The 26,928-nt window shown below is 54.2% G+C and carries 24 protein-coding genes; 22 read left to right on the top strand and 2 right to left on the bottom strand.

From position 1 onward, the window contains the following. From JQM68_RS11820 to JQM68_RS11715, 22 genes are all read left to right on the top strand, one after another. On the top strand, positions 1-272 hold a 272-nt coding region (locus JQM68_RS11820; protein ID WP_235223208.1), incomplete at its 5' end, for a hypothetical protein. A gap of 231 nt (positions 273-503) precedes the next feature. Further along, positions 504-2,888: an O-antigen ligase family protein gene (locus JQM68_RS11815; RefSeq protein ID WP_235223207.1), complete on the top strand. Its 2,385-nt coding sequence runs from the start codon at positions 504-506 to the stop codon at positions 2,886-2,888. Between the two features lie 68 nt (positions 2,889-2,956). Further along, positions 2,957-4,348, top strand: a complete 1,392-nt coding sequence (locus JQM68_RS11810; protein WP_235223206.1) for a sugar transferase — start codon at positions 2,957-2,959, stop codon at positions 4,346-4,348. Between the two features lie 66 nt (positions 4,349-4,414). Beyond that, complete coding sequence (locus JQM68_RS11805) at positions 4,415-5,527, top strand: glycosyltransferase family protein (RefSeq protein ID WP_235223205.1); 1,113 nt, start codon at positions 4,415-4,417, stop codon at positions 5,525-5,527. Positions 5,528-5,550: 23 nt separating this feature from the next. Beyond that, positions 5,551-6,393, top strand: coding sequence for a glycosyltransferase family 2 protein (locus JQM68_RS11800; protein WP_235223204.1), 843 nt, complete (start codon positions 5,551-5,553; stop codon positions 6,391-6,393). Positions 6,394-6,412: 19 nt separating this feature from the next. Continuing rightward, positions 6,413-6,826 carry a sugar 3,4-ketoisomerase gene (locus JQM68_RS11795; protein WP_235223203.1) on the top strand — a complete coding sequence of 138 codons (414 nt, stop codon included), beginning with the start codon at positions 6,413-6,415 and terminating at the stop codon, positions 6,824-6,826. Next, entirely contained in the window at positions 6,823-7,920 is a 1,098-nt protein-coding gene (locus JQM68_RS11790) for a DegT/DnrJ/EryC1/StrS family aminotransferase (protein ID WP_235223202.1), read from the top strand. Before JQM68_RS11795 ends, JQM68_RS11790 begins: the two co-directional genes overlap by 4 nt. Positions 7,921-7,946: 26 nt before the next feature. Next, entirely contained in the window at positions 7,947-8,525 is a 579-nt protein-coding gene (locus tag JQM68_RS11785) for a GNAT family N-acetyltransferase (RefSeq protein ID WP_235223201.1), read from the top strand. Continuing rightward, a complete protein-coding gene (gene rfbA / locus JQM68_RS11780; RefSeq protein WP_235223200.1) occupies positions 8,522-9,409 on the top strand; it encodes a glucose-1-phosphate thymidylyltransferase RfbA in 888 nt (295 codons plus the stop codon). The genes JQM68_RS11785 and rfbA overlap by 4 nt, the downstream gene beginning before the upstream one ends. 57 nt (positions 9,410-9,466) lie before the next feature. Further along, positions 9,467-10,486 (top strand): dTDP-glucose 4,6-dehydratase, encoded by a 1,020-nt coding sequence (rfbB, locus tag JQM68_RS11775; RefSeq protein WP_235223199.1) that lies wholly within the window; start codon positions 9,467-9,469, stop codon positions 10,484-10,486. A gap of 37 nt (positions 10,487-10,523) precedes the next feature. Further along, positions 10,524-12,116, top strand: a complete 1,593-nt coding sequence (locus tag JQM68_RS11770) for a glucosyltransferase domain-containing protein (protein WP_235223198.1) — start codon at positions 10,524-10,526, stop codon at positions 12,114-12,116. 57 nt (positions 12,117-12,173) lie between these two features. Next, positions 12,174-12,956: a glucose-1-phosphate cytidylyltransferase gene (gene rfbF / locus JQM68_RS11765; protein WP_235223197.1), complete on the top strand. Its 783-nt coding sequence runs from the start codon at positions 12,174-12,176 to the stop codon at positions 12,954-12,956. Then, positions 12,956-14,011, top strand: coding sequence for a CDP-glucose 4,6-dehydratase (gene rfbG / locus JQM68_RS11760; RefSeq protein WP_235223209.1), 1,056 nt, complete (start codon positions 12,956-12,958; stop codon positions 14,009-14,011). Before rfbF ends, rfbG begins: the two co-directional genes overlap by 1 nt. 3 nt (positions 14,012-14,014) lie before the next feature. Next, a complete protein-coding gene (gene rfbH, locus JQM68_RS11755; RefSeq protein ID WP_235223196.1) occupies positions 14,015-15,352 on the top strand; it encodes a lipopolysaccharide biosynthesis protein RfbH in 1,338 nt (445 codons plus the stop codon). Between the two features lie 17 nt (positions 15,353-15,369). Next, entirely contained in the window at positions 15,370-17,094 is a 1,725-nt protein-coding gene (locus JQM68_RS11750) for a thiamine pyrophosphate-binding protein (protein ID WP_235223195.1), read from the top strand. 21 nt (positions 17,095-17,115) lie between these two features. Next, complete coding sequence (locus JQM68_RS11745) at positions 17,116-18,021, top strand: NAD-dependent epimerase/dehydratase family protein (protein ID WP_235223194.1); 906 nt, start codon at positions 17,116-17,118, stop codon at positions 18,019-18,021. Between the two features lie 2 nt (positions 18,022-18,023). Continuing rightward, entirely contained in the window at positions 18,024-18,425 is a 402-nt protein-coding gene (locus tag JQM68_RS11740; protein ID WP_235223193.1) for a GtrA family protein, read from the top strand. Between the two features lie 15 nt (positions 18,426-18,440). After that, complete coding sequence (locus JQM68_RS11735) at positions 18,441-19,409, top strand: glycosyltransferase family 2 protein (RefSeq protein WP_235223192.1); 969 nt, start codon at positions 18,441-18,443, stop codon at positions 19,407-19,409. Between the two features lie 177 nt (positions 19,410-19,586). Further along, positions 19,587-21,068, top strand: coding sequence for an ABC transporter permease (locus JQM68_RS11730; protein ID WP_235223191.1), 1,482 nt, complete (start codon positions 19,587-19,589; stop codon positions 21,066-21,068). Positions 21,069-21,080: 12 nt separating this feature from the next. Continuing rightward, positions 21,081-21,854 carry an ABC transporter ATP-binding protein gene (locus JQM68_RS11725; protein ID WP_235223190.1) on the top strand — a complete coding sequence of 258 codons (774 nt, stop codon included), beginning with the start codon at positions 21,081-21,083 and terminating at the stop codon, positions 21,852-21,854. Positions 21,855-21,879: 25 nt separating this feature from the next. Next, positions 21,880-23,100, top strand: coding sequence for a glycosyltransferase (locus tag JQM68_RS11720; protein ID WP_235223189.1), 1,221 nt, complete (start codon positions 21,880-21,882; stop codon positions 23,098-23,100). A gap of 10 nt (positions 23,101-23,110) precedes the next feature. Further along, the gene (locus tag JQM68_RS11715; protein ID WP_235223188.1) at positions 23,111-24,301 is read left to right on the top strand and encodes a glycosyltransferase; all 1,191 of its coding nucleotides are present in this window, start codon (positions 23,111-23,113) and stop codon (positions 24,299-24,301) included. 80 nt (positions 24,302-24,381) lie between these two features. On the opposite strand, the gene ltrA is transcribed toward JQM68_RS11715, so the two are convergent. Together ltrA and JQM68_RS11705 are read right to left on the bottom strand one after the other, a co-directional pair. Beyond that, on the bottom strand, positions 24,382-25,767 hold the full coding sequence (ltrA, locus tag JQM68_RS11710) for a group II intron reverse transcriptase/maturase (RefSeq protein ID WP_235223187.1): 1,386 nt from the start codon (positions 25,765-25,767) through the stop codon (positions 24,382-24,384). 612 nt (positions 25,768-26,379) lie between these two features. After that, on the bottom strand, positions 26,380-26,928 hold a 549-nt coding region (locus tag JQM68_RS11705), incomplete at its 5' end, for a transposase (protein WP_235223186.1).

The raw sequence follows: 26,928 nt of genomic DNA, 5'->3' as shown, positions 1-26,928 counted from the left end.
CCAAGATGCATCTCAATCTTATCGTGAGGTTCTTCTTTTTTCAATTGGCGCGTTTTACGAGTTACAGGAATGCTCCGTTATACGAATTTGAAACCGTTTCGGTGAAAGTATGCAACCGGAAAGCGGTTCATTTTCAAGGTAGCTGTTTTTTTACACAAGGCATTGTGAAACGGTTCCACGATTTGCGGCTTTGGATAAGTGTTCTCCGCCACTTCATCGCGAGTTCTTTGCCAGCAGGAAATCTAAGGGCTGTTTTCCTTGCATATTTTTAAATCAGGACGGCGAAAGGGCGCGAAAAGGGTTGAAACTCATCGTTATTTGCTATATAATTGTAACCTAATGAATAATACGAAACTGTACTTGACGTGAGGTCATGGCATCGGTTGGAGGAAATCATGAAGCGAAAACCCATTGAACAAAAAAAGAATGTTTCCCAGGTCAATACGCATGTAAATATTGGAAGTACAAAGGAAAAGATGGCCGCCCCTGACAAAGGCGGTTTTTTGTCGGTTATAAAGTCCGTTGTTTTTTCTGTTCTGCTGTTTCTTGCCATGACCGTCCAGACCGGCCGCATGAGCATCATTTTGTGCGTGCTGGCGTTTTTGAGCCTGCTTGGAAAGAAGGCCTTTGCCCGGTTTAAGGCATTGCTGTGCGTTCCGGTGCTTGGACTGTTGGCTTTTGCCGTGATGGAGGGGGCCGCCGCCATTTACTCCCCCTTTGATGCTTACGCGGTGTCCGAATATTACAAATTCATTGCGGCCTTTGCGCTGTCGGTGATTTTGCTGGCCCGGTTTGATCGGGGAGATGTTCCCGGCCTGGTATGGGGCCTTTGTGCGGTCAGCGCCGCCATTGGTCTTTTGAGTGTGGATTCCGCTGTTCCGGGGCCGCTGTTTTCCGGCTTTAACACCTTGATAAATGCCCTGGGTGCCGATTTTTCCAATATTCTGGAAGTTGCTACCACCAACCGGATCAATGGCCTCTATAATGACGCAAATGTTACCGGCTGTATCTTCGGCATGGGGACGATGTTGGCCCTGTACTTGGCGGGACATGGAAAATCCCGCCGGAATGTATTCCTGGCCTGCGTTCTGCTGGGGATTAATGCCATGAGCTTTTTCCTGTCCCTGAGCCGCGGCGCGATTTTGTTCTTTGCCATTGCCTGTCTGCTGTGGCTGGTTCTAGCGGGGAAGGGAGAGAGATTGGTTCTCTTTTTTCGTATGGCCATTTCCGCTGCCGTAGTGGTGGCGCTGTCCATTCCCGCTGCCTCCGCACTGGTTCGGGGCAGTATTCTGCCTACCTTCCTGACGATCCTTTCCGGCGGGATCATCTTTCTGCTGGACACGCTGCTGGTTCGCCGTTTAGCGGAGCTTTGCGGGCGGCATATCCGTATTGCCGCTGTTTCCGTCGGAGCTGTGTTGGTATTATGCGCGGCTTATGCGGTAGCGGGATTTGTCGTTACCGGTCCCGCGACGCTGGGGGAGAGCGGGTATCTGGAACGGGGTACGGCCCTGAGTGCCGGAGACTATACGCTGGCTGTTGATGGGGATGCGTTGTCCCGGATCCAGGTCCTGTGGCGGGACCGCACCGGCGCGCTGATGAATCAATGGGACGTGCTGTATGATGGTGACCCTGTTGCTGTGTCCTTTACGGTGCCCGCTGACGGCGGCTCCGTACTGGTGACCTTCAGGGGCGCGCCGGAGACCCAGCTGCACTCCGCCGTGTTTTCCGACGGCACCGCCCTTGCCATGGATCACCCGCTGCTGCCGGGATTTATCACAGAGCGTCTGCAGGATAGTCTGAGCAACAGCTTTTCCACCTGGGCGCGGCTCCAGTACATCAAAGACGCGGTCACGATTTTCACGCAGAGCCCGGTCATCGGCCACGGACTGGCATCCACTGAAAACCTTTACCGCTCCGTGCAGCCCTATGCCTATGAGTCCAAGTACGTTCACTGCCAGCCCCTGCAGGTGCTGTGTGAGACTGGCCTTGTGGGACTTGCCGCGTTTTTGGCGCTGGTGCTGGGTTCGGCCTGGCTGTGCCTGCGGGCCCTGCGGCGGGGTGGAGAAACAGCGCCGCTGGCGGCCATGCTGGCAGCGGTGTGGGTACTGATGAACGGGCATAGTCTGATGGAAATTAATTTTTCTATTCGAGGCTTTCAGTGCTTCTCCTATATCCTGCTGCTTCTGCCGGTACTGCTGTACGCGCAGCCTCTTTTAAAAGTGGAAACGGCCAAAGGAGAAAAGCAAGCTACGATTTTCGGGATTGTCTTAACTGCCGTATTTGCCCTGTACCTGGCCGTATTCGGCGGTCTGTTGGAGAGTCACCGGATGGTAGAACGGACGGAATATGCTACAGACAGTGTCTATGAGTATCTGGACGTGCTGAAAAGCTGTGTCAGCCGGGATGTGTTTGTCCGTTCCACGTATGAATTGAACTATGTGGCGACTGCTGTACAACTGAAAAGTCCCACCTATAACGGTGCCATGTTCCGTTATGTTTCCGCCCTTCGCAAAAGAGGGACCTATGAATATTGCAGCGGTCTTGCCCGGTACTACTACCTGCCTCGGGAGGAGTGGAACGAGCTCTTTGCCTGCTCGCGGGAGGGACTCCATCAAGTCCGCAGCAGTGCCGACGGCTGGAATCTGCAAATGGATTTTTACCGTGAAGAGGTGCTGCCCGCCATGGGAGCGGAGAATATGGACGCGTTCCTGGAAGGCGTCATTGCCCTGGGAGACGCGCTGGATGCACTGAACAGTGAAGACCGACTGGAAACCGTGGAACTGAATGCGAAAAACCAGACCTTCCTGAAGCTGTGCAGGTCTTTAAAAGAGGAAGGAATTTCCGGCGAGGCGGCCTATATTCTGCTGTCCGGCGTCCTGGAGGGGTAATAGCCCCTGAGGGTCCGCCCCAAAAGGAAACAAAGAAAACTGTGAGGAAAGTCATGCGGAAAGGTGACGTGAGACATCCGAATAAAGGCCGTGCCACCCTGCTCCATTTTGTGAAGGGTCTGTTGGTCTTGTCCCAGGCGGGATTGTTCCTGCTGAGCTGGATGGTCTACTACCGCTATCAGGCCAGTTATAGCTTCTATTTTTGGGGGTATTGTGCTATCGCCGCCCTGTATCTGGCCATGTATACCGCCTTTGCCCAACTGTACGGCGGGTTCCATACCACGGTCAGCCGTACCGGAGAGATTGCCTACTCCCTAGGAATTGCCGCCGTACTGACGGACGGAATGTTTTACTGCATTTTGTGCCTGTTGTCATACAAACTGGTAAACCCGGTGCCCCTGGTTGTGCTGATGGCGGCCAATGTTCTGCTGAGCACCATGTGGGCGTGGGTAGCCGTCCGGCTGACGGATTGGCTGTATCCCCCCCTGGATACCTATTTGATTTATGAAAATGAGGACGCCTATATCTCCACGCAGGGTTTGCGGGAACTGACCTGGAAATTCCGGATCGTTCGGGAGATCCGCCTGGAGCAGGAGATGGAAATTGACGGCTCGCTGCTGTACGGCGCGGAGGCGGTGATCCTGTGCGGCCTGCCCTCCAGCACCCGGAATACGTTGTTAAAGATGTGTGTTGCCCGGGATCTTCCCGCCTATATCCGTCCGAAAATCGGAGACCTGCTCCTCAGCGGCGCCAACCGGGTGCATTTGGCGGGACTGCCGTTCCTGTATACCCAGGCCGCGCAACCTTCCATCTGGTATCGCGCGGCCAAGCGGGGCATGGATATTGCCTTTTCCAGTGTTTTTCTGGTGCTGTTAAGCCCGCTGTTCGCACTGATAGCCCTGGCGGTGAAGCTGGATGACGGCGGCCCGGTTTTCTACCGGCAAAGGCGGCTGACGATCCATGGGCGGGAATTTGAGATATTAAAGTTCCGCTCCATGCGTACGGATGCGGAAAAGGACGGCGTAGCCCGGCTTTCCACCGGTGATCGGGATGACCGGGTCACCCGGGTGGGCCATATCCTTCGGAAATGCAGGCTGGACGAGCTTCCCCAGTTGTGGAACATCCTTCGCGGGGAGATGAGCATCGTGGGCCCCCGGCCGGAAAGGCCGGAGATCGCCGCCCAGTATGAAGCGGTCATATCGGAATTCCGCCTGCGGCTGCAGGTAAAGGCTGGATTGACGGGGTATGCTCAGGTCTACGGCAAGTACAATACCGATTCTTACGATAAGCTGGAAATGGACCTGATGTATATTGCCAGGCAGTCCATTGTCCAGGATATCGCCCTGATGTTTGCCACGGTAAAGACCCTCTTTCTCTCTGAAAGCACAGAGGGCGTGGCGGAAGGGCAGACCACGGCGTCCCGTGTGGCCGATGAGAAGGAAAAATTCACCAGAGTCTGACGCCCCGGTCCGGCGGGGTCTGTGCGGTCACGTTGACCCCACCGCGCGAAGAAAGGAGCGTATCCCATGAAAATCTGCCACCTTTCCAGTGTCCGGGAGAGCCACGACCTGTGTATGTTTCAGCGCTCCGCCGTCTCCGCGGCCAGAGCCGGGTATGAAGTTTCCATCGTGGCGAAGGGGACCAGCCGGGAGGACTCCGGCGTCCGTGTGACAGGCGAGGGGGAGCCCCCGGGCAGCCGCCTGAAGCGGATGCTGTTTTTCACCCGGAGCATTTACCGCGCGGCGCTGGCGGAGGACGCGGACCTTTATCAGATCCACGACCCGGAGCTTTTGCCGTATGGCCTGAAGCTGAAGCGGCAGGGCAAGCGGGTGGTGTTCGACAGCCATGAGCTGTACGCCGTGCTGCTGCGTTCCAAGCACTATCTCAAATGCGCGAAGCTGGCGGCGGCGCTGTACGCCAGGTATGAACGGTATGTGCTCCGCCGCATTGACGCTGTCATCTTTCCCGGGACCATCCAGGGGAAGGACCCCTTTGCCGGAGTCTCTCAAAGGACGGTTCTGGTAGCCAATTACGCCCAAAAGGATGAGCTGTATGCCCGCTATGTCCCCCGGGAAAAGGGGAGCCCCGCCATGTGCTTCGTGGGTCACGTCACTCCGGACCGGGGCGCGGAGAACATGGTGGAGGCCGCGGAAAAAGCGGGGATGAAGCTGATTTTTGTGGGCGATTTTGTTCCGGAGGACTACGGTGCCCGGGTCCGGGCCTTACCCGGCTGGCGGTATGTGGATTTTCGCGGCCCGCTGGACCGGAACGCTGTGGCGAAGGTCTATCAGGAGGCCGCCATGGGCCTGTGTGTCCTGCCGGACGGCGGACAGTATAACCTCTCCGACACCTTTAATATGAAGGTCTACGACTATATGGCCATGGGCCTGCCGGTGATCCTCAGCGATTCAGCCTATGCCCGGCAGGTAAATGAGAAATACCGCTTCGCCATGCTGGTGGACCCGGCTGACACGGACGCCATCGCCGCCGCCGCCCGGTATCTGGCGGAGCACCCGTCGGAAGCCGCCCAGATGGGGGAGGCCGGCCGCCGTGCCGTGGCGGAGGAGTTCAACTGGGACACCCAGGCGGCAAAGCTGCTGGCGCTGTACCGGGATCTCATCGGCCCGCCGGGAACATGATTTTGGAAGCAGGAGAAGCCTTTATGGATGCGCCCTTATTTTCGGTCATCGTGCTGTCTTACCGCAGCGGGGACTTTTTATACACGGCACTGGATTCCGTGCTGGTCCAGGACTATCCCAATGTGGAGCTGCTGGTGGCGGACGACGGCACGCCGGACTTTGACCGGGCCGCTGTGGAGGCGTACCTCCAGGCCAACGCCGGGGCCAACATCCGTCATTACGCGGTGCTGACCACTGCGGAAAACCAGGGCACCGTGCGGAATTTCAACCGGGCGCTGGAGGAAGCGCGGGGCGTTTACCTCAAGGGTATCGGGGCGGACGACGCCCTGTACGACGCCCATGTGCTGACGCAGGTTTCTCAGATGTTCCGGGAAACAGGGGCCTGCCTGCTGGCGGCCCGTGTCATGAAATGCGACCCGGCCCTTCAGCCCGTGGAGCCTTTGCGGGACAAATTTTTACGGTCGCTGCCGGAGCTGTCTCCGGAGGAGGTCTGGAAGCGGTTGTGCGTGCATAACGACCTGCCTGCCGCCGGTATGTTTTACACGCGGGATTTCTTCGAAACTTACGGCTATTATGACCAGCATTGCCGTCTGCTGGAGGACTGGCCCGCCTGGCTGCGGGCCACCCGGCAGGGCTGTCAGATCGCCTTTGGAGATTTTTGGGGCGCCAAATACCGGGCGGACACCGGCTTTGCCACCGGGATCCACCCGGATTATCTGAAAGATAAATCTTATACCTTTGAAACAGAGATCCGGCCCTACCGCCGCCGGCTGGGAATGGGACGTTACCTGCTCTCCCTTGGGAATATGCGGCTGCGGGATTCCCTGACGGTCCGGAAATTGTACGGAATGCTGTTTCGCCGCTGACGGGCAGGAGGGAAGAATCATGGAACCGAAATTTTATCATTTTACAGAACACGGCGACCCCCGTGGGAAGCTGGCCGCTGTGGAGCCCGGGAAGGACATCCCGTTTCCCATCGGCCGAGTCTACTACCTGTATGAGGTCGGCCCGGACCAGCGCCGGGGATTCCATGCCCATAAGAAACTGGAGCAGGTGTTGCTCTGCGTTCACGGGAGCTGCAAGGTGCTGCTGGACGACGGCCGCGAGAAGTGCACCGTGACGCTGGACAGCCCCACCCTGGGTCTGTATGTGGGCAATGCCATGTGGCGGGAGATGTTCGATTTCTCTCCCGGCGCGGTGCTGCTGGTGCTGGCCTCGGAGCCGTATACCGAGGCGGACTATATCCGGAATTACGAGGATTTTCTGAATTATATCAACCATAGGGAGGAACAGGCATGAACGTACCTTTTGTGAGCTTCAAGCCTTTGGAAAAGGAGCTGGACGCCGACCTGCGGGCGGCCTTTGAGCGGGTGTATCAGCGGAGCTGGTATATCGAGGGCCAGGAGGACGAGGCATTTGAAAAGGCCTTTGCCGCCTACTGTGGTTCGGAGCACTGTGTTGGCTGCGGCAACGGGCTGGACGCCCTGATGCTGGTTTTGAAGGCTCTGGGCGTGGGCGAGGGAGACGAGGTGCTGGTCCCCTCCAACACCTATATCGCCACGGCCCTGGCCGTCACCTACACCGGGGCCACTCCGGTATTTGTGGAGCCGGACATCCGTACTTACGATCTGGACCCCGCCCGGCTGGAGGCGGCCTTGACGCCGAAGACAAAAGCCGTCATGCCGGTGCACCTCTACGGTCAGCCCTGCGATATGGACCCCATCATGGCCTTTGCCGGGGCCCACGGCCTTTTTGTGGTGGAGGACTGCGCCCAGGCTCATGGCGCCACGTACCACGGCCAGCGCATTGGTACTTTCGGCGACGCCGCCGGTTTCAGCTTCTATCCCGGAAAGAATCTGGGCGCTCTGGGCGACGCCGGTGCCGTAGTCACCAATAACCGTGACCTGGCCGAAAAAGTCCGGGCTCTGGGCAACTATGGTTCCGACTACAAATACCATCACGTCTATCAGGGCAATAACTCCCGGCTGGACGAGCTTCAGGCTGCGTTCCTGGCGGCAAAGCTGCCCCATCTGGACCGGATGAATCAGGACCGCCGCCGCATTGCCGCGCGGTATCTGGATGAGATCCATAACCCCCAGCTTACCCTGCCCTATATTCTTCCCGGCACGGAGCCAGTGTGGCACATTTTCGCCGTCCGCTGCCGGAAGCGGGACGAGCTGGCGGCATATCTGGCGGACAAGGGAATCGCCACAAACAAGCACTATCCCATTCCCATGCACCTGCAGGGTGCGTATGCGTCCCTTGGTATCCCGAAGGGTGCCTTGCCCATTGCTGAGGAGATTAGCGCCACGCAACTCAGCCTGCCCATGTTCTATGGAATGACCGATGACGAGGTGAGCTATGTGGTGGACGCCCTGAACGCGTTTTCATAATTGAACGATCAAGGAGGAACATAATCATGAAGCATTCTTACTGTGCGTCCTACAAAAACTGCCTGATCCGGCCCGTGCGGGAATCCGACATTGAGCTGCTGCGGGTATGGCGCAACAATGCCAACCTCTCCCGGTACCTGACTCCGGTGGGCGAGATCACGCCGGAGATGCAGCTGGCGTGGTTCCACCGGAACCAGGAGGACCCCAACATCATTACCTTCGTGGCGGACGAGACGGAGAATCTCCACCGGATGGTCGGCTCCGCGTCCCTGTACGATTTCGTGGGAATCACCGCCGAGGTGGGCAAGACCATGATCGGGGACGACGAGGCCCGGGGCAAGTCTCTGGGCTTTTACAGTGAGCTGATGGCGGTGTATGTGGGCTTTGAAAAGCTGGGTCTGGAGCGCATCGTGGCCCGCATCCACGAGGACAACCAGGCCAGCATGAAGCGTTCCCGCCGCCTGGGCTATACGGTGGTGGGGAAGCACCCCTTTGTCACCGGCGGCTACGAGTGCGAGCTGGAATGCAGCAAGGAGCAGTTTTACGCCGCCCATCCCGAGCTTTCGGAAATTCACATTTTTGAAGATAAAGGAGCATACTTATGAAAGGTATTATCCTGGCCGGCGGCGCTGGAACCCGTCTCTATCCCCTGACCATGGTGACCTCCAAGCAGCTTCTGCCCATTTACGATAAGCCCATGATCTATTACCCGCTTTCCACGCTGATGCTGGCGGGTATCCGGGATATTCTCATCATCTCCACCCCGGTAGACCTGCCCAACTTTGAGCGGCTCCTGGGGGACGGCAGTCAGTTCGGTATCCAGCTGAGCTACAAGGTCCAGCCCTCGCCCGACGGTCTGGCCCAGGCGTTTTTGCTGGGCGAGGAATTTATCGGGGACGACTGCGCCGCTATGGTTCTGGGCGACAATATTTTCTACGGTGCCGGCCTGGGCGACCTGGTGCGCCAGGCGGTAAAGACCGCGGAGCAGGGCCGTGCCACGGTGTTTGGCTACTATGTGCCTGACCCCGAGCGGTTCGGCGTGGTGGCCTTCGATGAAAACGGCCGGGCCACCTCCATCGAGGAAAAGCCCGCCCAGCCCAAGAGCAATTACGCCGTCACCGGCCTGTATTTTTATCCCAAGGGCGTGTCCGCCCTGGCAAAAGAGGTGAAACCCAGCAAGCGGGGCGAGCTAGAGATCACCACCCTCAATGAGATGTACCTGCAAAAGGGCATCCTGGACGTGCAGCTCATGGGCCGTGGATATGCCTGGCTGGACACCGGTACCATGGACTCTCTGGTGGAGGCGGCGGACTTTGTCCGCATCATCGAGCAGCGCCAGGGCATCAAGATCTCCGCTCCGGAGGAGATCGCCTATAAGGCCAACTGGATCACAGAGGAAAAGCTGCTGGAAAGCGCCGCCCTTTACGGCAAGTCTCCCTACGGCCAGCACCTGCGGAATGTGGCCGAGGATAAGATTTTCTACCAGTAAAGCAGGGGGCCGCGGTCCGGCACCAGATGAATGAAATAAGAAAGGGAAGCTTTTACCATGACTTACCTCGTCACCGGTGGTGCCGGCTTTATCGGCGCCAACTTTGTGTACCATATGCTGGCAGCGCATCCCACGGATCGTATCGTCTGTGTGGACAAGCTCACTTACGCCGGCAATCTCTCCACGCTGGAAGAGGCTCTGAAAAATCCGAATTTCCGCTTTGTCAAGGCGGATATCTGCGACCGGGAGGCCATCACGAAGCTGTTCGGGGAGGAGCGCCCGGAGGTGGTGGTAAACTTTGCCGCTGAGAGCCATGTGGACCGCTCCATCGAAAACCCTGGCGTGTTCCTAGAAACCAATATCCTCGGCACCGCTGTGATGATGGACGTCAGCCGGATCTTCGGCGTGGAGCGCTTCCATCAGGTCTCCACCGACGAAGTGTATGGCGACCTGCCCCTGGACCGGCCGGACCTGTTCTTCACCGAAGAGACCCCCATTCACACCAGTTCCCCATACAGCAGTTCCAAGGCCTCCGCCGACCTGCTGGCCATGGCCTATCACCGGACCTACAGCCTGCCGGTGACCATTTCCCGCTGCTCCAACAACTACGGGCCCTACCAGTTCCCGGAAAAGCTGATCCCCCTGATGATCGCCAACGCCCTGGCGGACAAGCCCCTGCCTGTATACGGCGAGGGCCTCAACGTCCGGGACTGGCTGTATGTGGAGGACCACTGCAAGGCCATCGACCTGATCCTGCAAAAGGGCCGGGTAGGGGAGGTCTACAACATCGGTGGCCACAATGAGATGAAGAATATCGACATCGTTAAGCTGATCTGTAAAGCGCTGGACAAGCCCGAAAGCCTCATCACCCATGTCACGGATCGCAAGGGCCACGATATGCGTTATGCCATCGACCCCGCTAAGATCCACGGGGAGCTGGGCTGGCTGCCGGAGACTATGTTTGCCGACGGTATCCAGGAAACGATCCAGTGGTATCTGAACAACCGCAAGTGGTGGGAGGAGATCATTAGCGGCGAGTACCAGAATTACTATCAGCGGATGTACGGAAACCGGTGACGCTTCTATTGCGTAACTACAACAGGAGGATTCATTGATGAAACTGCTCACCGCTCTCCGGCGGAGCTACCTGCGTGACATATACGAAGAGGTATCCGACAGCGCTGTTTTTCGAAGCACGGTACTATTTACGGTTATATGTGGTTTTTTCGTCCATTTCTTTATGCTGTCAAACTATATCTTTAATCACGACAGCGTGATTTTGCCCTATACCAATATGGACTGGTTGCTGACTCAAGGCAAATGGTTCGTAACGCCGTTGCACGCTTACAAAGGCACTCTGGCACTGAACTACATTGGCGGCGCTGTTGGAATTGTCGCTACCGCACTGTTAGCTGGTGTCCTGACGTTGATTTTCTCTGTGCGGAGTAAATGGGCTGGCTGGTTAATCGGTGCGGTGGCGGTGGCTTTTCCCTCTGTCGCCACCATGCTGATGTACCGGGCGGCGGATTATTTTCAGTTGGTAGCGTTAATGGCGGTTTTGGCTGCCTATTTCGCCCAAAAGGATGATTGGCTGTCTATCTTATTGGGAATCGTTTTGTTGACATTCTCCATTGGTTCGTATCAGGCGTATCTGGGACTCACCGCTTCCATTTTGGTATTGCTGTGTATTCTGGACCTCCTTCGGGCAGAACATAGCTGCCAGGATATCGTTTTGCGAGGACTCCGGTACATTGTCCAGCTGTTGGTTTCCATCGGCCTGTATTACGCGGTGCTACAGGTCGCCCTGAAGCTTACAGGAACCTCATTGGATTCTTACAAAGGAATCAATGATATGGCCAGTATTCTGGAGCCCACAAAACTGTGTGAAGCGGTCCTTGTAGCCCTGAATAATATTTATGGATTTCTGCTTCAGGACAATCTTGGCCAGCCCAGCCGCATAATGGCCGTCCTTTACACAGCGGTGGCATTGGCTGCGGCGGCTTTGGCGGTGTGGACACTGGTAAAGAGGGATCTGCCGGAAAAGCTCCTACGGAGTGTGCTACTGGGAATTCTTCTGGTGGTCGTTTATCCGCTGGCGATTAATATCATCGGCGTTCTCAGCGCAAACCAGTCCTACTATTACATCACGGTCTACCCATTCATTATGCTGTTCATCTGTGTACCGGTCCTGCTTCAAGAGTGTTTCCCCCCGGAGGAATCTTTCGGGCGGCAGAGCGTCATCCGGTGTGTTTCGTTGCTGCTGGTGGCGGCTTGTGTATGGAGCTGGTTCATCCGTGACAATCAGGGGTATCAAAAACTGTTTCATGAGAATTACAATCTCCAGAGCAAGAGCACGGCCTTAGTCGCTCAAATACAGGATATCCCCGGCTATACTATAGAGACGCCGGTAGTTCTGATGGGCAGTACACCGTACCTGTTTCTCAGTAGCCAAGGAATGGGCCACGATTTTGACGCAATCAACACCACCGCCATGGGATTCGGCTCCGCTGCGGATGAAGTATATGCCCAGCGCGTTCTTTATTACTACATTGTAAATAACATTTCGCCCTTTATGACGTTTGGCAATGAGGAAGACTTGCCCGATGATATCCGGGCTGTAGCATCAACTATGCCAGTCTATCCAAATCAAAGTTCAATCCAAATGGTAGATGGGTACATTCTGGTCAAATTAGGTGTGACGGAATAACCGTCCAATTCTCAAAAATGTCGATTCGCATCATTCTATGAAACAGGAGGCTATTCTATGAAAGTTGTCATATTGGCTGGCGGTTTCGGCACCCGCATTTCGGAAGAAAGCCAGTTCAAGCCCAAGCCCATGGTAAACCTGGGCACCATGCCGATTCTCTGGCATATCATGAAGCTTTATTCCGCCTATGGCTTCAACGAATTCATTATCTGCGCGGGTTATAAACAACATGTCATCAAGGAATATTTCGCGGATTATTTCCTGCACACGTCCGATATGACCTTTGATTTTACCCACGGCAAAAATGAAATGACCGTCCATCATAATAGTTCCGAACCTTGGAAAGTAACGGTGGTGGATACCGGGCTAAACACCATGACCGGCGGCCGGGTGAAGCGGGTAAAGGAGTATATCGGCAATGAACCCTTTATGCTGACTTATGGCGATGGTGTGGCCGATTTGAACGTCGCAGAACTAGTGAAATTCCACCAGTCCCATGGCAAGCTGGTCACTATGTCCGCTTACAACGCCGGCCAGCGTTTCGGTGTTCTGGACATCGGCGAAGACGGCGCAATCCGGGAGTTCCGGGAAAAAACCCAGGGAGACGGCAACCTGATCAACATCGGCTTTATGGTCTGCCAGCCAGAATTTATCGACTACATTGAGAGTGACTCCACCGTGCTGGAGAAAGCGCCGCTGGAAACCGTAGCCAAACTGGGCCAGCTGATGGCGTATAAGCATGAGGGCTTCTGGCAGTGTATGGACACTGTGCGGGAAAAGGAGATGCTGGAAAAGATGTGGGCTACCGGACAGGCCCCGTGGAAAGTGTGGGCCGACTGATGCTGGATTTGGAATTTTACCGCGGCAAGCGGGTCTTTATCACTGGGCACACCGGCTTTAAAGGCACGTGGATGTGCCGGATTCTAGTAAATGCGGGTGCTGTCGTAACCGGCTATTCTCTGGAGCCGCCAACCTCGCCCAACCTCTTTTCTTTGGCGGAACTGGATGGGAAAATAACCTCTATTTTGGGGGATGTGAGGGACTATGGTGCCCTGAAGGCCGCGTTTGACGCCGCGCGGCCGGAAATCGTGTTGCATTTAGCAGCCCAGCCCATTGTGCGGACAAGCTATGAACAGCCGGTATATACATATGAGACCAATGTCATGGGGACTGTCAACATTTTGGAGTGCGTGCGCCAGTCGGACTGCGTCCGCAGCTTTTTGAACGTCACCACAGACAAGGTCTACGAAAACAAGGAATGGGCCTGGGGCTACCGTGAAAACGAACCGCTGGATGGCTACGACCCTTATTCCAATTCCAAGTCCTGCTCTGAACTTGTGACCCACAGCTACTGGAACAGCTTCTTTAAAAACGGTGGCCCTGCTATAAGCACCGCCCGGGCAGGCAATGTCATCGGCGGCGGCGATTTTGCCCGGGATCGCATTATTCCCGACTGCGTCCGGGCAGCGGAGGTCAAAACCCCCATCATTGTCCGGAATCCCCACTCCACCCGGCCCTACCAGCATGTGCTGGAGCCGGTGACGGCGTATTTGATGCTGGCCCAGCGGCAGTACGCAGACAAGGCCCTGGCTGGCTGGTATAATGTTGGTCCGGATGACTGTGACTGTGTAACCACCGGGGATCTAGTAGACCTGTTCTGCCGCACATGGGGCGGAGGAATGACCTGGGAGAACCGTTCCGAGGCCAATGCCCCCCATGAGGCGAATTTCCTGAAGCTAGACTGCACTAAGCTGAAGAACACCTTTGGCTGGCGGCCCCGCTGGCATATTCAGGAAGCCGTGGCACAGACGGCGGCATGGACAAAGGTTTATTTGAGCGGTGGGGATACCGCCGCGGAAATGGATCGGGAAATTCAAGCATTTTTGGAGGATTAAACCATGGGAAGATGGAACAGCGAATCGGAGGCCCGCAAGGAAATTCTTGGTCTGGTGGCCGATTACTTTCACGCATATAAGGAAAATAAAAAGCCCTTTCAGCCCGGAGACCGCATTACCTATGCCGCGCGAGTTTTTGACGAGAAGGAAATGTGTAGCCTGGTTGATTCAGCCCTAGATTTCTGGCTAACTACAGGTCGATTTGCCGAAGAATTCGAGAGAGAATTCGCCAAGTGGCTGGGTATCCGCTTTGCCAGTCTGGTTAACAGCGGTTCCTCCGCTAACCTGATTGCTTTCTCTGCACTGACCGCCCCTGAGCTGGGGGAACGGCAAATCAGGCGGGGGGATGAAGTCATTACTGTGGCCGCAGGCTTTCCCACCACTGTGACGCCGGTACTCCAGTACGGTGCAGTTCCGGTATTTGTGGACGTGACCATTCCCCAGTACAACATTGACGTGACGAAGCTGGAAGTTGCTTTGAGCGAAAAGACCAAAGCTGTTATGGTTGCCCATACGCTGGGCAACCCCTTTGACCTGAAAGCCGTCAAGGGCTTCTGTGACAAACACGGCCTCTGGCTGGTGGAAGATAACTGCGACGCACTGGGCAGTCAGTATACCATCGACGGCGAGACCCGCTTCACCGGAACCTGGGGAGACATTGGAACGTCCAGCTTTTATCCCCCCCACCACATGACCATGGGTGAGGGTGGCTGTGTTTATACAAATAACCCTCAGCTCCACCGCCTGATCCTGTCCTACCGGGACTGGGGCCGAGACTGCGTCTGTCCCTCCGGACGGGACAACTTCTGTGGTCATCGGTTCGACGGCCAGTACGGCGAGTTACCCAAGGGCTACGACCATAAGTATGTATACAGCCATTTCGGCTATAATCTGAAAGTCACAGATATGCAGGCTGCCATCGGCTGTGAGCAACTGAAAAAATTCCCGGCCTTTGTGGAACGCCGCCGCCACAATTGGGCCCGCCTCCGGGCGGCACTGGAACCGGCAGCTGATAAGCTGATTTTGCCGGAGCCCGCAGCCAACAGCACACCCAGTTGGTTCGGCTTCCTGATGACCGTAAAGGAAGGCATAGACCGAGAGAAAGTTGTCCGCTATATTGAAGGCCAAGGCATCCAGACCCGGATGCTGTTCAGCGGCAATCTAACCAAGCACCCCTGCTTCAATCAGATTCGAGGCACAAATGCATATCGTGTGGTAGGTGCGTTGTCCGACACCGACCGCATCATGCGGGACACCTTCTGGGTCGGCGTCTACCCGGGTATGACGGATGAAATGATTGATTATATGGCCCAGATGATTTTGGAAGCGGTGGAACAATAATCGGAAAGGAGCTTCCTATGAAAGCCTCGGACTATATTGTAGAATTTCTGATTCAAAATGGCATTACGGATGTGTTTGGTTATCCCGGTGGGATGGTAACACACCTCATGGACTCTTTAGACCGGTATCGGGAGAATATCTCTGCCCATGTGAACTACCATGAACAAGCCTGCGCTATGGCTGCCTGCGGATGGGCGGAAATAACCGGGCTTCCCGGCGTTGCATACGCCACCAGTGGCCCGGGAGCTACCAATCTCCTAACGGGTATCGCCTGTGCTTATTTTGAATCGTTACCCTGTCTTTTTATTACCGGTCAGGTGAATACCTATGAGCAAAAAGGGATCTTGGGTGTCCGGCAGCGAGGCTTTCAGGAAACAGACATCGTTTCCATGGCTAAACCGGTCACCAAGAACGCCTTTATGGTAACGGAAGCATCCCAGCTTCCCGGTGCTCTGGAGCGGGCCTGGAAAACGGCAATGAGCGGACGGCGCGGCCCCGTCTTGCTGGATATTCCCATGAATGTCTTTCGGGGCGAGGTCGCGGGGTGTCCCGCAGGCATACATATGGAAACCCAAAGCGCTCTACCTCAGGCGGAAGCAATCGCGTCCGAAATTCTGTCGGTACTGCGAACCGCGAAGCGCCCACTTATTCTGGCAGGGCACGGAATTGCGCTCTCTTCTACAACAGATGCGTTCCGCTCCTTTGTCAATCTGACGGGTATCCCAACTACGACAAGCATGATTGCCGTAGATGCCCTACCCTCTGACTCTCCGCTCCATTACGGAATGATTGGTGCGTATGGTACCCGTATCGCTAATTTTCTAATTGATCACAGTGACTGTATCCTGACCCTCGGCAGCCGGCTGGACTGCCGTCAAACAGGCGTAAATAAAGCGCTCTTTGCTCCAAAAGCGCAGATTTTGCGGGTGGATATTGATGCGGGAGAGCTGGAAAACCGAACAAATGAGCAAGAACGGCAATATGTGGTGCCTCTTCAGACTCTGCTGCCTGCTTTGCGGCGAAAAGCAGAAAATCTGGAGTGGGACTTTTCCTCTTGGAGAAACCGCTGTGAGCGGATCCGCCGAAAGCTGGCGGCCGCAGACAACCCAGAGCCAGGGAATTTGCTGGCTGAGAAATTAGGAAACCTGCTTCCCGACGGAATCACAGTTACCACGGATGTTGGTCAAAACCAGGTGTGGATCGCTCAGAGCATGTCCATAAAGCCACATCAAAGGGTTCTGTTTTCCGGTGGTCATGGTGCGATGGGATACAGCCTGCCCGCCGCCATCGGGGCGGCTGTCGCCACCAAAAAGCCCGTGGTCTGCTGCGTGGGTGACGGCGGATTCCAGATGAACATACAGGAGCTAGAATTTATCGCCCGGGAAAAGCTGCCGGTCAAAATCGTCCTGATGAACAACCATGCACTGGGTATGATTCACCATTTTCAAGAGATGTATTTCAACAGCAACTATATGCAGACCGATGATGGAAAAGGCTTTACAGTTCCTGATTTTGCCCGAATTGCAGCGGCATACGGCATCCGCGTTGTTTCCGCTCTGGATACGAATACGCTGTCCTCTGTGTTTGCAGATGACAACCCCGTCTTTATCGAACTCTGCCTGCCCCAGACCACACATGTGTTTCCAAAGCTGGGGCTGAACAAGCCAATTCATCAGCAGGAGCCCCCATTGGCAGAGGATCTGATGGAGGAATTGGTCCAAATCTGCCTAGATGGGCGCTGAGAATGATTAAGGGGGACATATGTGAAAAAGGCATTGGTGACAGGAGCGACTAGCTTTCTCGGAAAACCGCTTATTCAAAAATTAAAAAGTCAAACATGGGAAGTAATCGCCGTGGTGCGGCCCGGGCATGTGGAAACGGACCTCTTGGAAAAGGAGCAGATAGTGTTCCTGGATATGGCGGAGTATAACCGCCTCGGCGAGCTTACAGGGCCCTGCGACTGCTTTGTCCACCTAGCCTGGGACGGAACTAGGGGGACATCCCGCATGGATACGATGCGGCAAGAGAAGAATCTGGAATACTCATTAGCCGGGATTCGATCAGTCCTCAGCGCGGGCTGCGCCCGTATCGTACTGGCAGGCTCCCAAGCGGAATATGGCCCCCACAAGGAAAAGATTACAGAAGAGAGCCCCTGTTTTCCCAATACAGAATATGGCAAGTTCAAGCTGGCGCTGTATCAGCAGGCGGCAGCCCTGTGTCGGGATGCCGGAGTTGCGCTCAAAGAGCCCCGTTTCTTTAGCCTGTATGGCCCCGGGGATTTTTCCGGTGCCATGGTTGTCAGTATCCTGTCAGACATGATCGCGGGGAGGCCCTGCAAGCTGACCCAGGGTATCCAGATGTGGGATTTTCTCCATATCGATGACGCAGCAGAAGCTTTGGCCTCTCTTTGCAACGCGCCCTGTCCTGACGGCATCTACAACTTCGGTAGCGGTGACCTTCGGGAGCTTCGGGCCTATGTTGAGGAGATGGCTACTGTCACACAGACAAAAAGCGAGTTGCTGTTCGGCGCAGTTCCCTACCCCGAAACGGGTATGGTATCATTATGGCCGGATGTTTCCAAGCTGAAGCGGGAGTTGAATTGGGCGCCCCGCATTACCTTTGCAGAGGGTATTCGCGCAATGATAGACAGTATGCAATATGGGGGATAGGAATGAAACTGCCAAATAGGGCATCCTTGATACAATTTATCAAGTTTGGGCTTGTCGGCGTATCCAATACGCTGATTTCCTTAGCTGTATATTATGTCTTTTTATGGATCAGCGAAAAGCTGTATCTGATAGGCAACGTGATGGGTTGGGTCGTCAGCGTGGCTAACGCATTTTTCTGGAACAACAAGTATGTATTCACTAGCGAAGCAACTGGCTGGAAGGCGGGACTAAAGAAACTGGGCAAGACTTATCTCAGTTATGGCGTAACCTTTCTGTTGAGCACCGGCCTTTTGTATCTGGAGGTGGACATCCTGCACTGGTCGGCGGTAATCAGTCCGGTTCTTAATCTCCTCATCACGATTCCGCTGAATTTTCTGCTCAATAAGTTTTGGACATTTCGCTAGCAAAGGATGATAGCTATGAAAAAAATTTCCATTATGATTCCCTGTTACAATGAGCAGGAAAATGTAAAACCGATTTGTGAGGCTGTACGGGAAATCTTGTATAAGGAACTCCCTACCTATGATTATGAGATTTTATTCATCGACAACAAATCCAAAGACCGGACACGGGATATCTTGCGGGAGTTGTGCCGCGAAGACTCCCATGTGAAAGCAATTTTCAACATGAAGAACTTCGGACAGTTCAACAGCCCTTACTACGGCCTCTGCCAGACCACCGGTGACTGCGCAATCCTGCTTTGTGCGGACTTTCAGGATCCCGTTGAACTGATTCCAACCATGGTTCATGAGTGGGAAAAGGGCTATAAGGTGGTCAGCATGATCAAAACCACCAGCAGGGAAAACAGGCTCATGTACTGGATGCGGAGCATATACTACAAAATGATCCACGCCATGAGCAGTGTGGAACAAATCGAGCATTTTACGGGATTCGGTCTCTATGACAAAAGTTTCCTCGATATTCTGCGCACGCTGAAAGACCCCACTCCGTTCCTGCGGGGCATTGTGGCAGAATATGCACCGGATCACCTGGAGATTCCCTATGAACAGCAACGGCGGCGCGCGGGCAAGACCTCCAACAACTTCTTTTCCCTGTTCGATGCCGCCATGCTGAGCTTTACCAGCTATACAAAGGGCGGTTTGCGCCTCGCAACTTTCGGCGGCTTTATCATTTCCGGCATCAGCTTTGTGATTGCATTGGTATATTTGATTTTAAAACTGGTCTACTGGGATCGCTTTCTGGCCGGCAATGTGCCAATCCTCATTGGTGTATTTTTTCTAGGCGGACTCCAAATGTTTTTCACTGGTCTGCTGGGAGAATACATTATGAGCATGAATACCCGTATTATCAACCGCCCTCTTGTGATTGAGGAACAGCGGCTAAACTTTCAGGAAGACACAGAACTGGCAGAGATAGAGGCAAAATGAAGGTTTTTGCCGATATCACCGCCTTCTGAAACAGGCTCCGTAATTTCAAAGGCTGCAAAAGAAGGCGAGCTCCGGGTATGGAACAACCCTACCGGCGGAAGAATAGAAGCCGTTATCCTCTGAACGCTCCGGCAATAACCGGACGCGCGGAAGCAGGCGGTAATAAGGAATGTAACTATGAAGAACCCTGTAAGTAACCAAACCTTTCCTATGCGGCGCATTTTCACGGCACTGCTGCTGGGCTACTGGGTGCTGGTGGTGTTGCTGTATGTCCTGATGGGTTATCAGCTTCACTTCCGGGAATCCCAGGGCTATATATCCATGGCGAACCCGGATGCGGGCTCCGTGGAACTGACCTCCGGCGCCGTTGTGGAGCAGACATTTAGCGTTCATATGCAGCGCATTCAGTCTATCAATGTGCAGTGGGGCGCGTATTACCGCTCCACCAACAGCGGCACCGTCACCGTGGGGCTGTACAACGGCAATACCGGCGAATGTCTGCTGTCTCAGGACTATGACGCCTCAGCCTTCACGGAAAGCTGTATTACCACCGTCACCGAGGGAATACCGCTAGATGATATTGATAACCTTCCGCTGGTGCTGCGGCTGACAGCGGATTCGCCGGAAGGTGGCGGCGTAACACCTCTGATGGCGTCCAACGGTGCGGCAGAAGCCAACACCGCTCTATCTGAAGGCCGGACGCCCTTTGCCCTTACTCTCAATGGTCAGCCCAGTGACGGTCTGCTCAGTTTCTCTGTCATCGGGGAGGACCGCACATGGATTGGCCTGTACTATTGGCGTCTGGCGGCAGCGGTCTGGGCGGTGCTGGCGGCATATCTGCTGTGGTGCTGGCACCGGTGGAAATCCGGGAAGCCCACGCTACTGGTAGGCGCTTTGATGGCGCTGGAAAAATACCGTTTCCTCATCAAGCAGCTGGTGGACCGGGACTTCAAGGCCAAATACAAGCGCTCTATTCTCGGTGTTTTCTGGAGCTTTTTAAATCCCCTTTTAAATATGCTGGTACAATATGTGGTGTTCTCCAATATGTTTCGGTTCAACATCGCGTATTTTCCTGTGTATCTGCTGTGCGGCAACGTGGTCTTCAACTACCTGGCGGAATCCTGCGGCATGGCGCTGATGTCCATCATCGGCAATAAGAGCCTGATCACAAAGGTCTATATGCCCAAATATATCTATCCCCTGACCCGGATTCTCTCGTCCCTTATCAACCTGCTGATCTCGCTGATCCCGCTGATGGCGGTGGCGCTGCTTAGCGGTCTGCCGATCACCAAGGCTTTTTTGTTGCTACCTATTCCGCTGATACTGCTGGCAATATTCTGTTTGGGACTGGGACTTCTGCTTTCAGCCGCTATGGTGTTCTTCCGGGATATCCAGTTTCTCTGGAGCGTACTGACCACCATCTGGATGTATCTGACGCCCATTTTCTACCCCGTCAACATACTGCCGGAACAAATCCAGACGATCGTGAAGCTGAATCCGCTGTATTTCTATGTGACGTTTATGCGCTCCTGCATCATCGACGGCGTTTCGCCGGACCCTCACCTCTATATCCAGGGTGCCATGGTGGCTGTGGTAATGCTGGCTATCGGCAGCATTGTGTTTAAGAAATCTCAGGATCAGTTTGTCCTGTATCTGTAAGCGGGGGTCGGAATGAATCAAGATAAGAACGAAAACCAGGCACGGGGGGCTGTCTCCCGCGACGCGATGATCGAAGTCCGGGACGTTTCCATGCGGTTCCGCCTGACGGATGATAAGATCATGTCTTTGAAGGAGTTTGTCACCCGCACAATCGCCGGAAAGATTCAAACCAGTGAGTTCTGGGCGCTGAAAAATGTCTCCTTCGATGTATACCGGGGCGAGGTGCTTGGTATCATCGGTCACAACGGAGCCGGAAAGAGCACAATTTTAAAGGTGATCTCCGGCATCCTGAAGCCCACGAAAGGCAGCGTCGTCTGCCGTGGTAATATTGTGCCCATGCTGGAGCTTGGCTCCGGCTTTGACATGGATCTGACAGGCCGGGAGAATATTTTCCTCAACGGCGCCATTCTGGGGTACAGCGAGGAATTCCTCAACGCCAAGTACCAGAAAATTGTGGATTTTTCAGAGCTTGGGCAGTTTATTGACGTTCCCATCCGAAACTATTCCTCGGGTATGCTGATGCGGCTGGCCTTTTCCGTGGCCACGGTGGTAAACCCGGAAATTCTGATCGTGGATGAAATTCTGGCTGTGGGCGACGCCAATTTCCAGGAAAAAAGCCGCAAACGCATGCTGGAACTGATGAGCGGCGGCACCACAGTGCTTTTCGTATCCCACAGCATGGGCCAGATTCGGGAAATGTGTGACCGGGTCGTGTGGTTGGAGCATGGCGTACTGCAGGCCGCCGGCGAGACCCAGGCGATCTGTGACCAATACGAAAATAGATAAACAGATGATGGAGGAGGAGAAATGGATGGAACAACAGCGGGAAAGGGAGCAGTCCACCTGGCAAGAGCCAAAGCGGAGCCGTCCCCTGTTTTCAATAGGGATTGTCTCTTATAACCAACACGAGTATATTTTTCAGTGCATTGACTCCATTCTGCGGCAAAATTATCCCGCGATTGAAGTGATCATTGCCGACGATCACAGTTACGATTTTGACCGGGAGGAGATTGAGCGCTATATCGAAAAACACCGCAAAAACAATCTGGTGCGTTACGAAGTATTCTCCAATGAGGAAAACATCGGTATCGTGAAGAACTGCAACCGCTGCATCTCCCGTATGCGGGGCGATTATTTCAAGACCATCGCGGCGGACGATATGCTTTACAGCAACGATGTTTTCGCCAAAATGGTGCGGTACATGGAGGAGCATAATTCCAAGATCGTCTGCGGCAGGGCAAAGGCCATCACCCATGACGGAAAGCCCACCCAAGACCTCTATCCCACCGATTATGACTTCAACATGATTTCCGGCATGACGGCGGCAGAGCAGTACAATTTTATGCTCCTTCGCCCGTGGTGTCCTATTTTTGCCCCCTGTATCTTCATGCGTCGGGATTTCTTCGAGAAAATGGGCGGCTACGATGAGCAGTATACTTATACGGAGGACTGGCCTTTCTGGATTCGCGTGACCAAGGCTGGAGAGGCCATTGACTTTGTGGACATGCTGATCATCCGTTACCGCTACGGCGGCATTTCCAACAGCGGTGACAACGAGTTCACCATCAACCATCTTCGAGCCCGGCACTACCAGGAGTGTGCCGACCTACTTCGGGCGGAAGTACCCAATTTGAAGGAGCACGGCACCTGGCGGCAGGTGCTGCGGTGCCAGTACAGTGCCAACGCCATCGAGATGCGCAGGGAGTTGGAGTTCTTCTGGAAGGATGCCAGCTTTGCACATAAGCTAATATTCCGTATGAAAAAGCTGCCTGTACTCTTCTATATCAAGCTGATGTCCGCCATTACCTACCGCTCTAGGTTCCACATTCGGAAGGAATGTACCTCGGCGTTGGTGGTGGGCGTGCTGATGCAGCTTGGAGTAAATCTGTTTCCGTGGGACAACACCGGCCGATGGATGGCCGCGATTATTTTACTGGCAATTGCACTGATCCTTATGAAGCTATGCGCTAACGTTATTTTGACTCTGCTGTCTCTTCGCGCAGACCTCAAAACCCGGCTGCTGGGAAAGTGAGGTGGACAGAATGAATCCATTGGTAACGATTATTATACTTTGCTATGATGAGTTTCAATATGTCTACCAGGCACTGAACTCCGTCCTTAAGCAGGATTATCCCAATATTGAACTGATTGTTTCCGATGATGCCTCCGAAAATTTCCCCGAGGAGCGTATCCGGACGTACATCGAAAAGCATGCCGGAAAGAACATAACCGCATGGTATATCAATCGCAACGAGAAGCACGTAGGCACTGTGAAACACCTGAATATTGTGGCAAAACTGGCAAAAGGCGAGTATTTCATGAGTGTTTCCGCCGACGATACCCTCGACAACCCGGAGGTAGTATCCACCTATGTGCAGGAGCTATCCACCAAATCTGATATGGATATTCTAATGGCTCAGGTAGCCATGTGCGGTGAAAAAGTGAAAGACATTCACTATTATTTTGTCCAGCCCCATATCCGTGAGATCCTACTCCACCATCAGGACAGCAACGCATTATTCAATGAGCTTGTACAGCACCCGTATCTGCCATCTGTCAGCACATTCTTCCGTCATACGTTCTTTGAGAAGCACGGTTATTTCGACGAGTCGTATCATCTGGTGGAAGATTGGCCTCTGCATCTGAAGATCGCCCGGGAACATATCCCCGTTCTATATGTGGACTTTGTGGCAGTGTGCCACCGTAGCGGTGGCGTCAGCCATCGGAATAAGGAACAGCAGGATCTCATTTACAACCAGTATTTGACAGACCTGCAGGATATTTACACCCGGGAGGTCCAGCCTTATCTGGATCAGGTGCCTAAGGATATTCGGGAGCGGGTGGCGCACAAGCACCGCGTGGATGCTGCGTGGAGCTGCTGGATCACCACTTATCGGGGAACCGGATTGAAGGGTACTCTTCAGTATTTGTTCCGGTTCTTTGATATTGAACTTTACAAGCGGCTTCCCCAGCTTTACCATAAGTTGCGGGGTAAGCAGTGGCTCGTGCTGCTCGCGGGACTATTGATCGGATGTTTCGGAAACTGGGCTTCCGCAGTGATTGGATACAGCGGTGCGTTGCTGTTTCCCGGATGGGATCTTTATGTCCCCTGTATGGTGCTCTTTTCTGTTGCTACTAAAGTTCTGGTAGCAGTCGGTGCAGTGGTATTGGCGGTTTATTATATTGCCAAGCTTTTTGTGTTGATTATGGACATCATGCAGCTCTATTTCTGAAGTCTCGACAATCGAGTAGGAGGCGGTGACTAGCCGCCGTCCTCTCACACCACCGTGCGTACGGTTCCGTACACGGCGGTTCAATCGCATAAGTGCAGGGACTCGTACCGGCTGGATATGGAATAGTATCCCGCCTGTGCGAGTCTCTTGTTTGTTATGGAGCTTGTCAACACCGGACTTCCTGCCACTCTCCAATAGCCCTTCACATATCCCCATCTATGGGCGTTGTATTCCGGCACGCCCAACTTCATGAGATTTCTGATTCGAGCCTTTGGCACCTTCCACTGCTTCCATATGTACATCCGCAGTCGGCGGCGCAGCCACTTATCCCATTCCTGCATTGTGGTTTTCATGCTTGCAATCCCGAAATAACCCAGCCATCCCCGGATGTAGACCTTTACTCGTTCCATTACCATCCGTACATTTCTGTAGCCCTGGCTGCGGGAAGTCAGCACTTTCAGCTTTTGTCTGGCTTTCTTCACGGACTTTGCGTGGACGCGGATGAAATATCCGTTGCGTCCCTTTCCCAGCGCAAAGCCCAGAAACTTAAAATTTCGGGCTGATACCACACTTACCGTCCTGCTCTTTTCCATGTTCAGCTTTAGCTTGAGCTTCCCCTCAAGGTATCGCCTGCTGGTTTCAAGCAGTCTTTCCGCCGCTCGTTCACTTCTGGCCAGAACTACGATGTCATCCGCGTATCGAACTACCGGCACTCCTCTGCGTTTCATCTCCTGGTCGAATCTGTCCAGATAGATGTTCGCAAGCAGCGGACTAAGCGGGCCGCCCTGGGGTGAGCCTTCTCTGGTTTTGATTACCAGGCCGTTCTCCATTACCCCGCTTTTCAGGTACTTCTTGATGAGCTCCGTTACCCGCTTGTCCTTCACCTGTTCCCGCACCATGTTCATCAGCAGTTCGTGGTTCAGCGTGTCAAAATATTTGGACAGGTCTATGAGCACCGCTCTGGTATAGCCCTTCTCTGCGTATTCCTTCACTCGCTGAATCGCCATCTGTGCACTCCGTTTCGGGCGGTACCCAAAGCTATCGTCCGAAAACAGCGGTTCGTAGATTGGGGTGAGTTGCTGTGCTATGGCTTGCTGGATCACGCGGTCTACTACGGTCGGTATTCCCAACTTTCGTACTCCGCCATCCGGTTTGGGGATTTCCTTCCGGCGCACCGGCTGGGGTTTGTATTTCCCATTCCGTATGCTCTCCAACAGGGTCTCCCTGTTCTCCCGCAACCAAGGCAAAGCCTCCTCGATGGTCATCCCATCAATTCCCGGCGCTCCCTTGTTTGCCTTTACCCGCTTGTACGCCCTGTTCAGGTTTTCCCTGTCCAGGATTCGTTCCAGCAGGTCTGCACCGTCCGCTTTCCGGCTTTCCCGACTGTCAATGCTCCGCGCTCCTGCATACTCTTCATGTTCCGCACTATCCCTTTGCAGGCAGCTGTCTCTGTTTTCCGCCTTCACCGCATTGACCTCCTTCTGTCCTTCTCTCGGACTAACGATTGTTCGGCCCTTTCCGGTTTTTTTCCCCCGGTACTATGGCCTCGGCTGACTTCTGGCAGTTCGTTGTTACTACGCGTTTTTTTCCGAATATGTCTTCTTGACGCGCCTGCCAGACCTCCCCGGGTACTCACACATTCTTTCCCTCTTATACCTGCCGCATTTACCTCAGATGATTCCGTGCAGTTATTGGGCTTTGGCTTCTTTAGCAGTCTCACCCTCATCTGCGGCCTTATATGCGATTTCTGTTCGTCAGGCCAGAGGTTTGCCCATTGGAGCACTTCGCAGCTCCGCAATCCGGCTTCCTTCAGATTCCACCTCACGATGGACACCCTTGCCTTCGGCTATGACCTTCCCACTGCCGGGCGGTCTCGGGACTTTCACCCGTTAGAATGTGCGCTCGCCTGGCGCACTAGTCAAAACCTCCGGCTAAGCCTAATCTCATTAAGATAACCGCCCCAATGTAGCCGCCTCCGGGAGAAAATCTCGGAGGCGGTTTAGTAAACACATACATCAGGAAAGAGGGCACGACAAAAGCGCGGAGTTTCCTCCGCGAAAAACGAATATAAAACAACCTCAAATCATCCGGTACTGAAAACTGGCCGGGCGCTTCACGCGCATATTCCTCGGTTTTTGCTGGCCAGGCCGAACAGGAAGCAGGAATTTTGCAATCAAAGGCTCCACTTTGGCCGCAGGAACAAAGTCAAGCAGGAACTCCCGTGCAATGTGAGCGGCGAAAGCGGCGTTAACGCGGTAGAGATATTTGCCCTCCGGCTGTGTAAAAATAGCATGTAGACGAAGCAAGGAAGCAAAATTATAGAGCGTCATTCTGGAAAAGATCTCCTGCTTGATAAATGAGCGCTTTTTTGCATGAAAGTGTGTCAGCGCAAGGGTGTATTTCAAATCCCGGAAAGATGTCTCGATACCCCAGCGTTTGTGGTAAAGCTCACGGAGTAGCGGAGGCTGGAACCGGTCTGCGGGAAGGTTGGTGATCACGGTCTCGTACAGGCCCTCTTTGACCGCAAATCTGACCACACGGAAGGAGATGAGACCGCAGAAAATTCTGTGTAATCGACGAACCTCGACAGTATGAAAATCTTCGACTAAGTCAAGAATGAGAACAAA

It is taken from the genome of Oscillibacter valericigenes, assembly GCF_021531435.1.
Lineage (GTDB): Bacteria > Bacillota > Clostridia > Oscillospirales > Oscillospiraceae > Oscillibacter > Oscillibacter valericigenes_B.
This window is presented reverse-complemented; position numbering and strand designations above follow the sequence as displayed.

Coding starts and splice junctions, on each gene's coding strand:
- JQM68_RS11805 (WP_235223205.1), top strand. CDS start 4,415: ATGAAAATCTGCCACCTTTCCAGTGTCCGGGAGAGCCACGACCTGTGT.
- JQM68_RS11800 (WP_235223204.1), top strand. CDS start 5,551: ATGGATGCGCCCTTATTTTCGGTCATCGTGCTGTCTTACCGCAGCGGG.
- JQM68_RS11795 (WP_235223203.1), top strand. CDS start 6,413: ATGGAACCGAAATTTTATCATTTTACAGAACACGGCGACCCCCGTGGG.
- JQM68_RS11790 (WP_235223202.1), top strand. CDS start 6,823: ATGAACGTACCTTTTGTGAGCTTCAAGCCTTTGGAAAAGGAGCTGGAC.
- JQM68_RS11785 (WP_235223201.1), top strand. CDS start 7,947: ATGAAGCATTCTTACTGTGCGTCCTACAAAAACTGCCTGATCCGGCCC.
- rfbA (WP_235223200.1), top strand. CDS start 8,522: ATGAAAGGTATTATCCTGGCCGGCGGCGCTGGAACCCGTCTCTATCCC.
- rfbB (WP_235223199.1), top strand. CDS start 9,467: ATGACTTACCTCGTCACCGGTGGTGCCGGCTTTATCGGCGCCAACTTT.
- JQM68_RS11770 (WP_235223198.1), top strand. CDS start 10,524: ATGAAACTGCTCACCGCTCTCCGGCGGAGCTACCTGCGTGACATATAC.
- rfbF (WP_235223197.1), top strand. CDS start 12,174: ATGAAAGTTGTCATATTGGCTGGCGGTTTCGGCACCCGCATTTCGGAA.
- rfbG (WP_235223209.1), top strand. CDS start 12,956: ATGCTGGATTTGGAATTTTACCGCGGCAAGCGGGTCTTTATCACTGGG.
- rfbH (WP_235223196.1), top strand. CDS start 14,015: ATGGGAAGATGGAACAGCGAATCGGAGGCCCGCAAGGAAATTCTTGGT.
- JQM68_RS11750 (WP_235223195.1), top strand. CDS start 15,370: ATGAAAGCCTCGGACTATATTGTAGAATTTCTGATTCAAAATGGCATT.
- JQM68_RS11740 (WP_235223193.1), top strand. CDS start 18,024: ATGAAACTGCCAAATAGGGCATCCTTGATACAATTTATCAAGTTTGGG.
- JQM68_RS11735 (WP_235223192.1), top strand. CDS start 18,441: ATGAAAAAAATTTCCATTATGATTCCCTGTTACAATGAGCAGGAAAAT.
- JQM68_RS11730 (WP_235223191.1), top strand. CDS start 19,587: ATGAAGAACCCTGTAAGTAACCAAACCTTTCCTATGCGGCGCATTTTC.
- JQM68_RS11725 (WP_235223190.1), top strand. CDS start 21,081: ATGAATCAAGATAAGAACGAAAACCAGGCACGGGGGGCTGTCTCCCGC.
- JQM68_RS11720 (WP_235223189.1), top strand. CDS start 21,880: ATGGAACAACAGCGGGAAAGGGAGCAGTCCACCTGGCAAGAGCCAAAG.
- JQM68_RS11715 (WP_235223188.1), top strand. CDS start 23,111: ATGAATCCATTGGTAACGATTATTATACTTTGCTATGATGAGTTTCAA.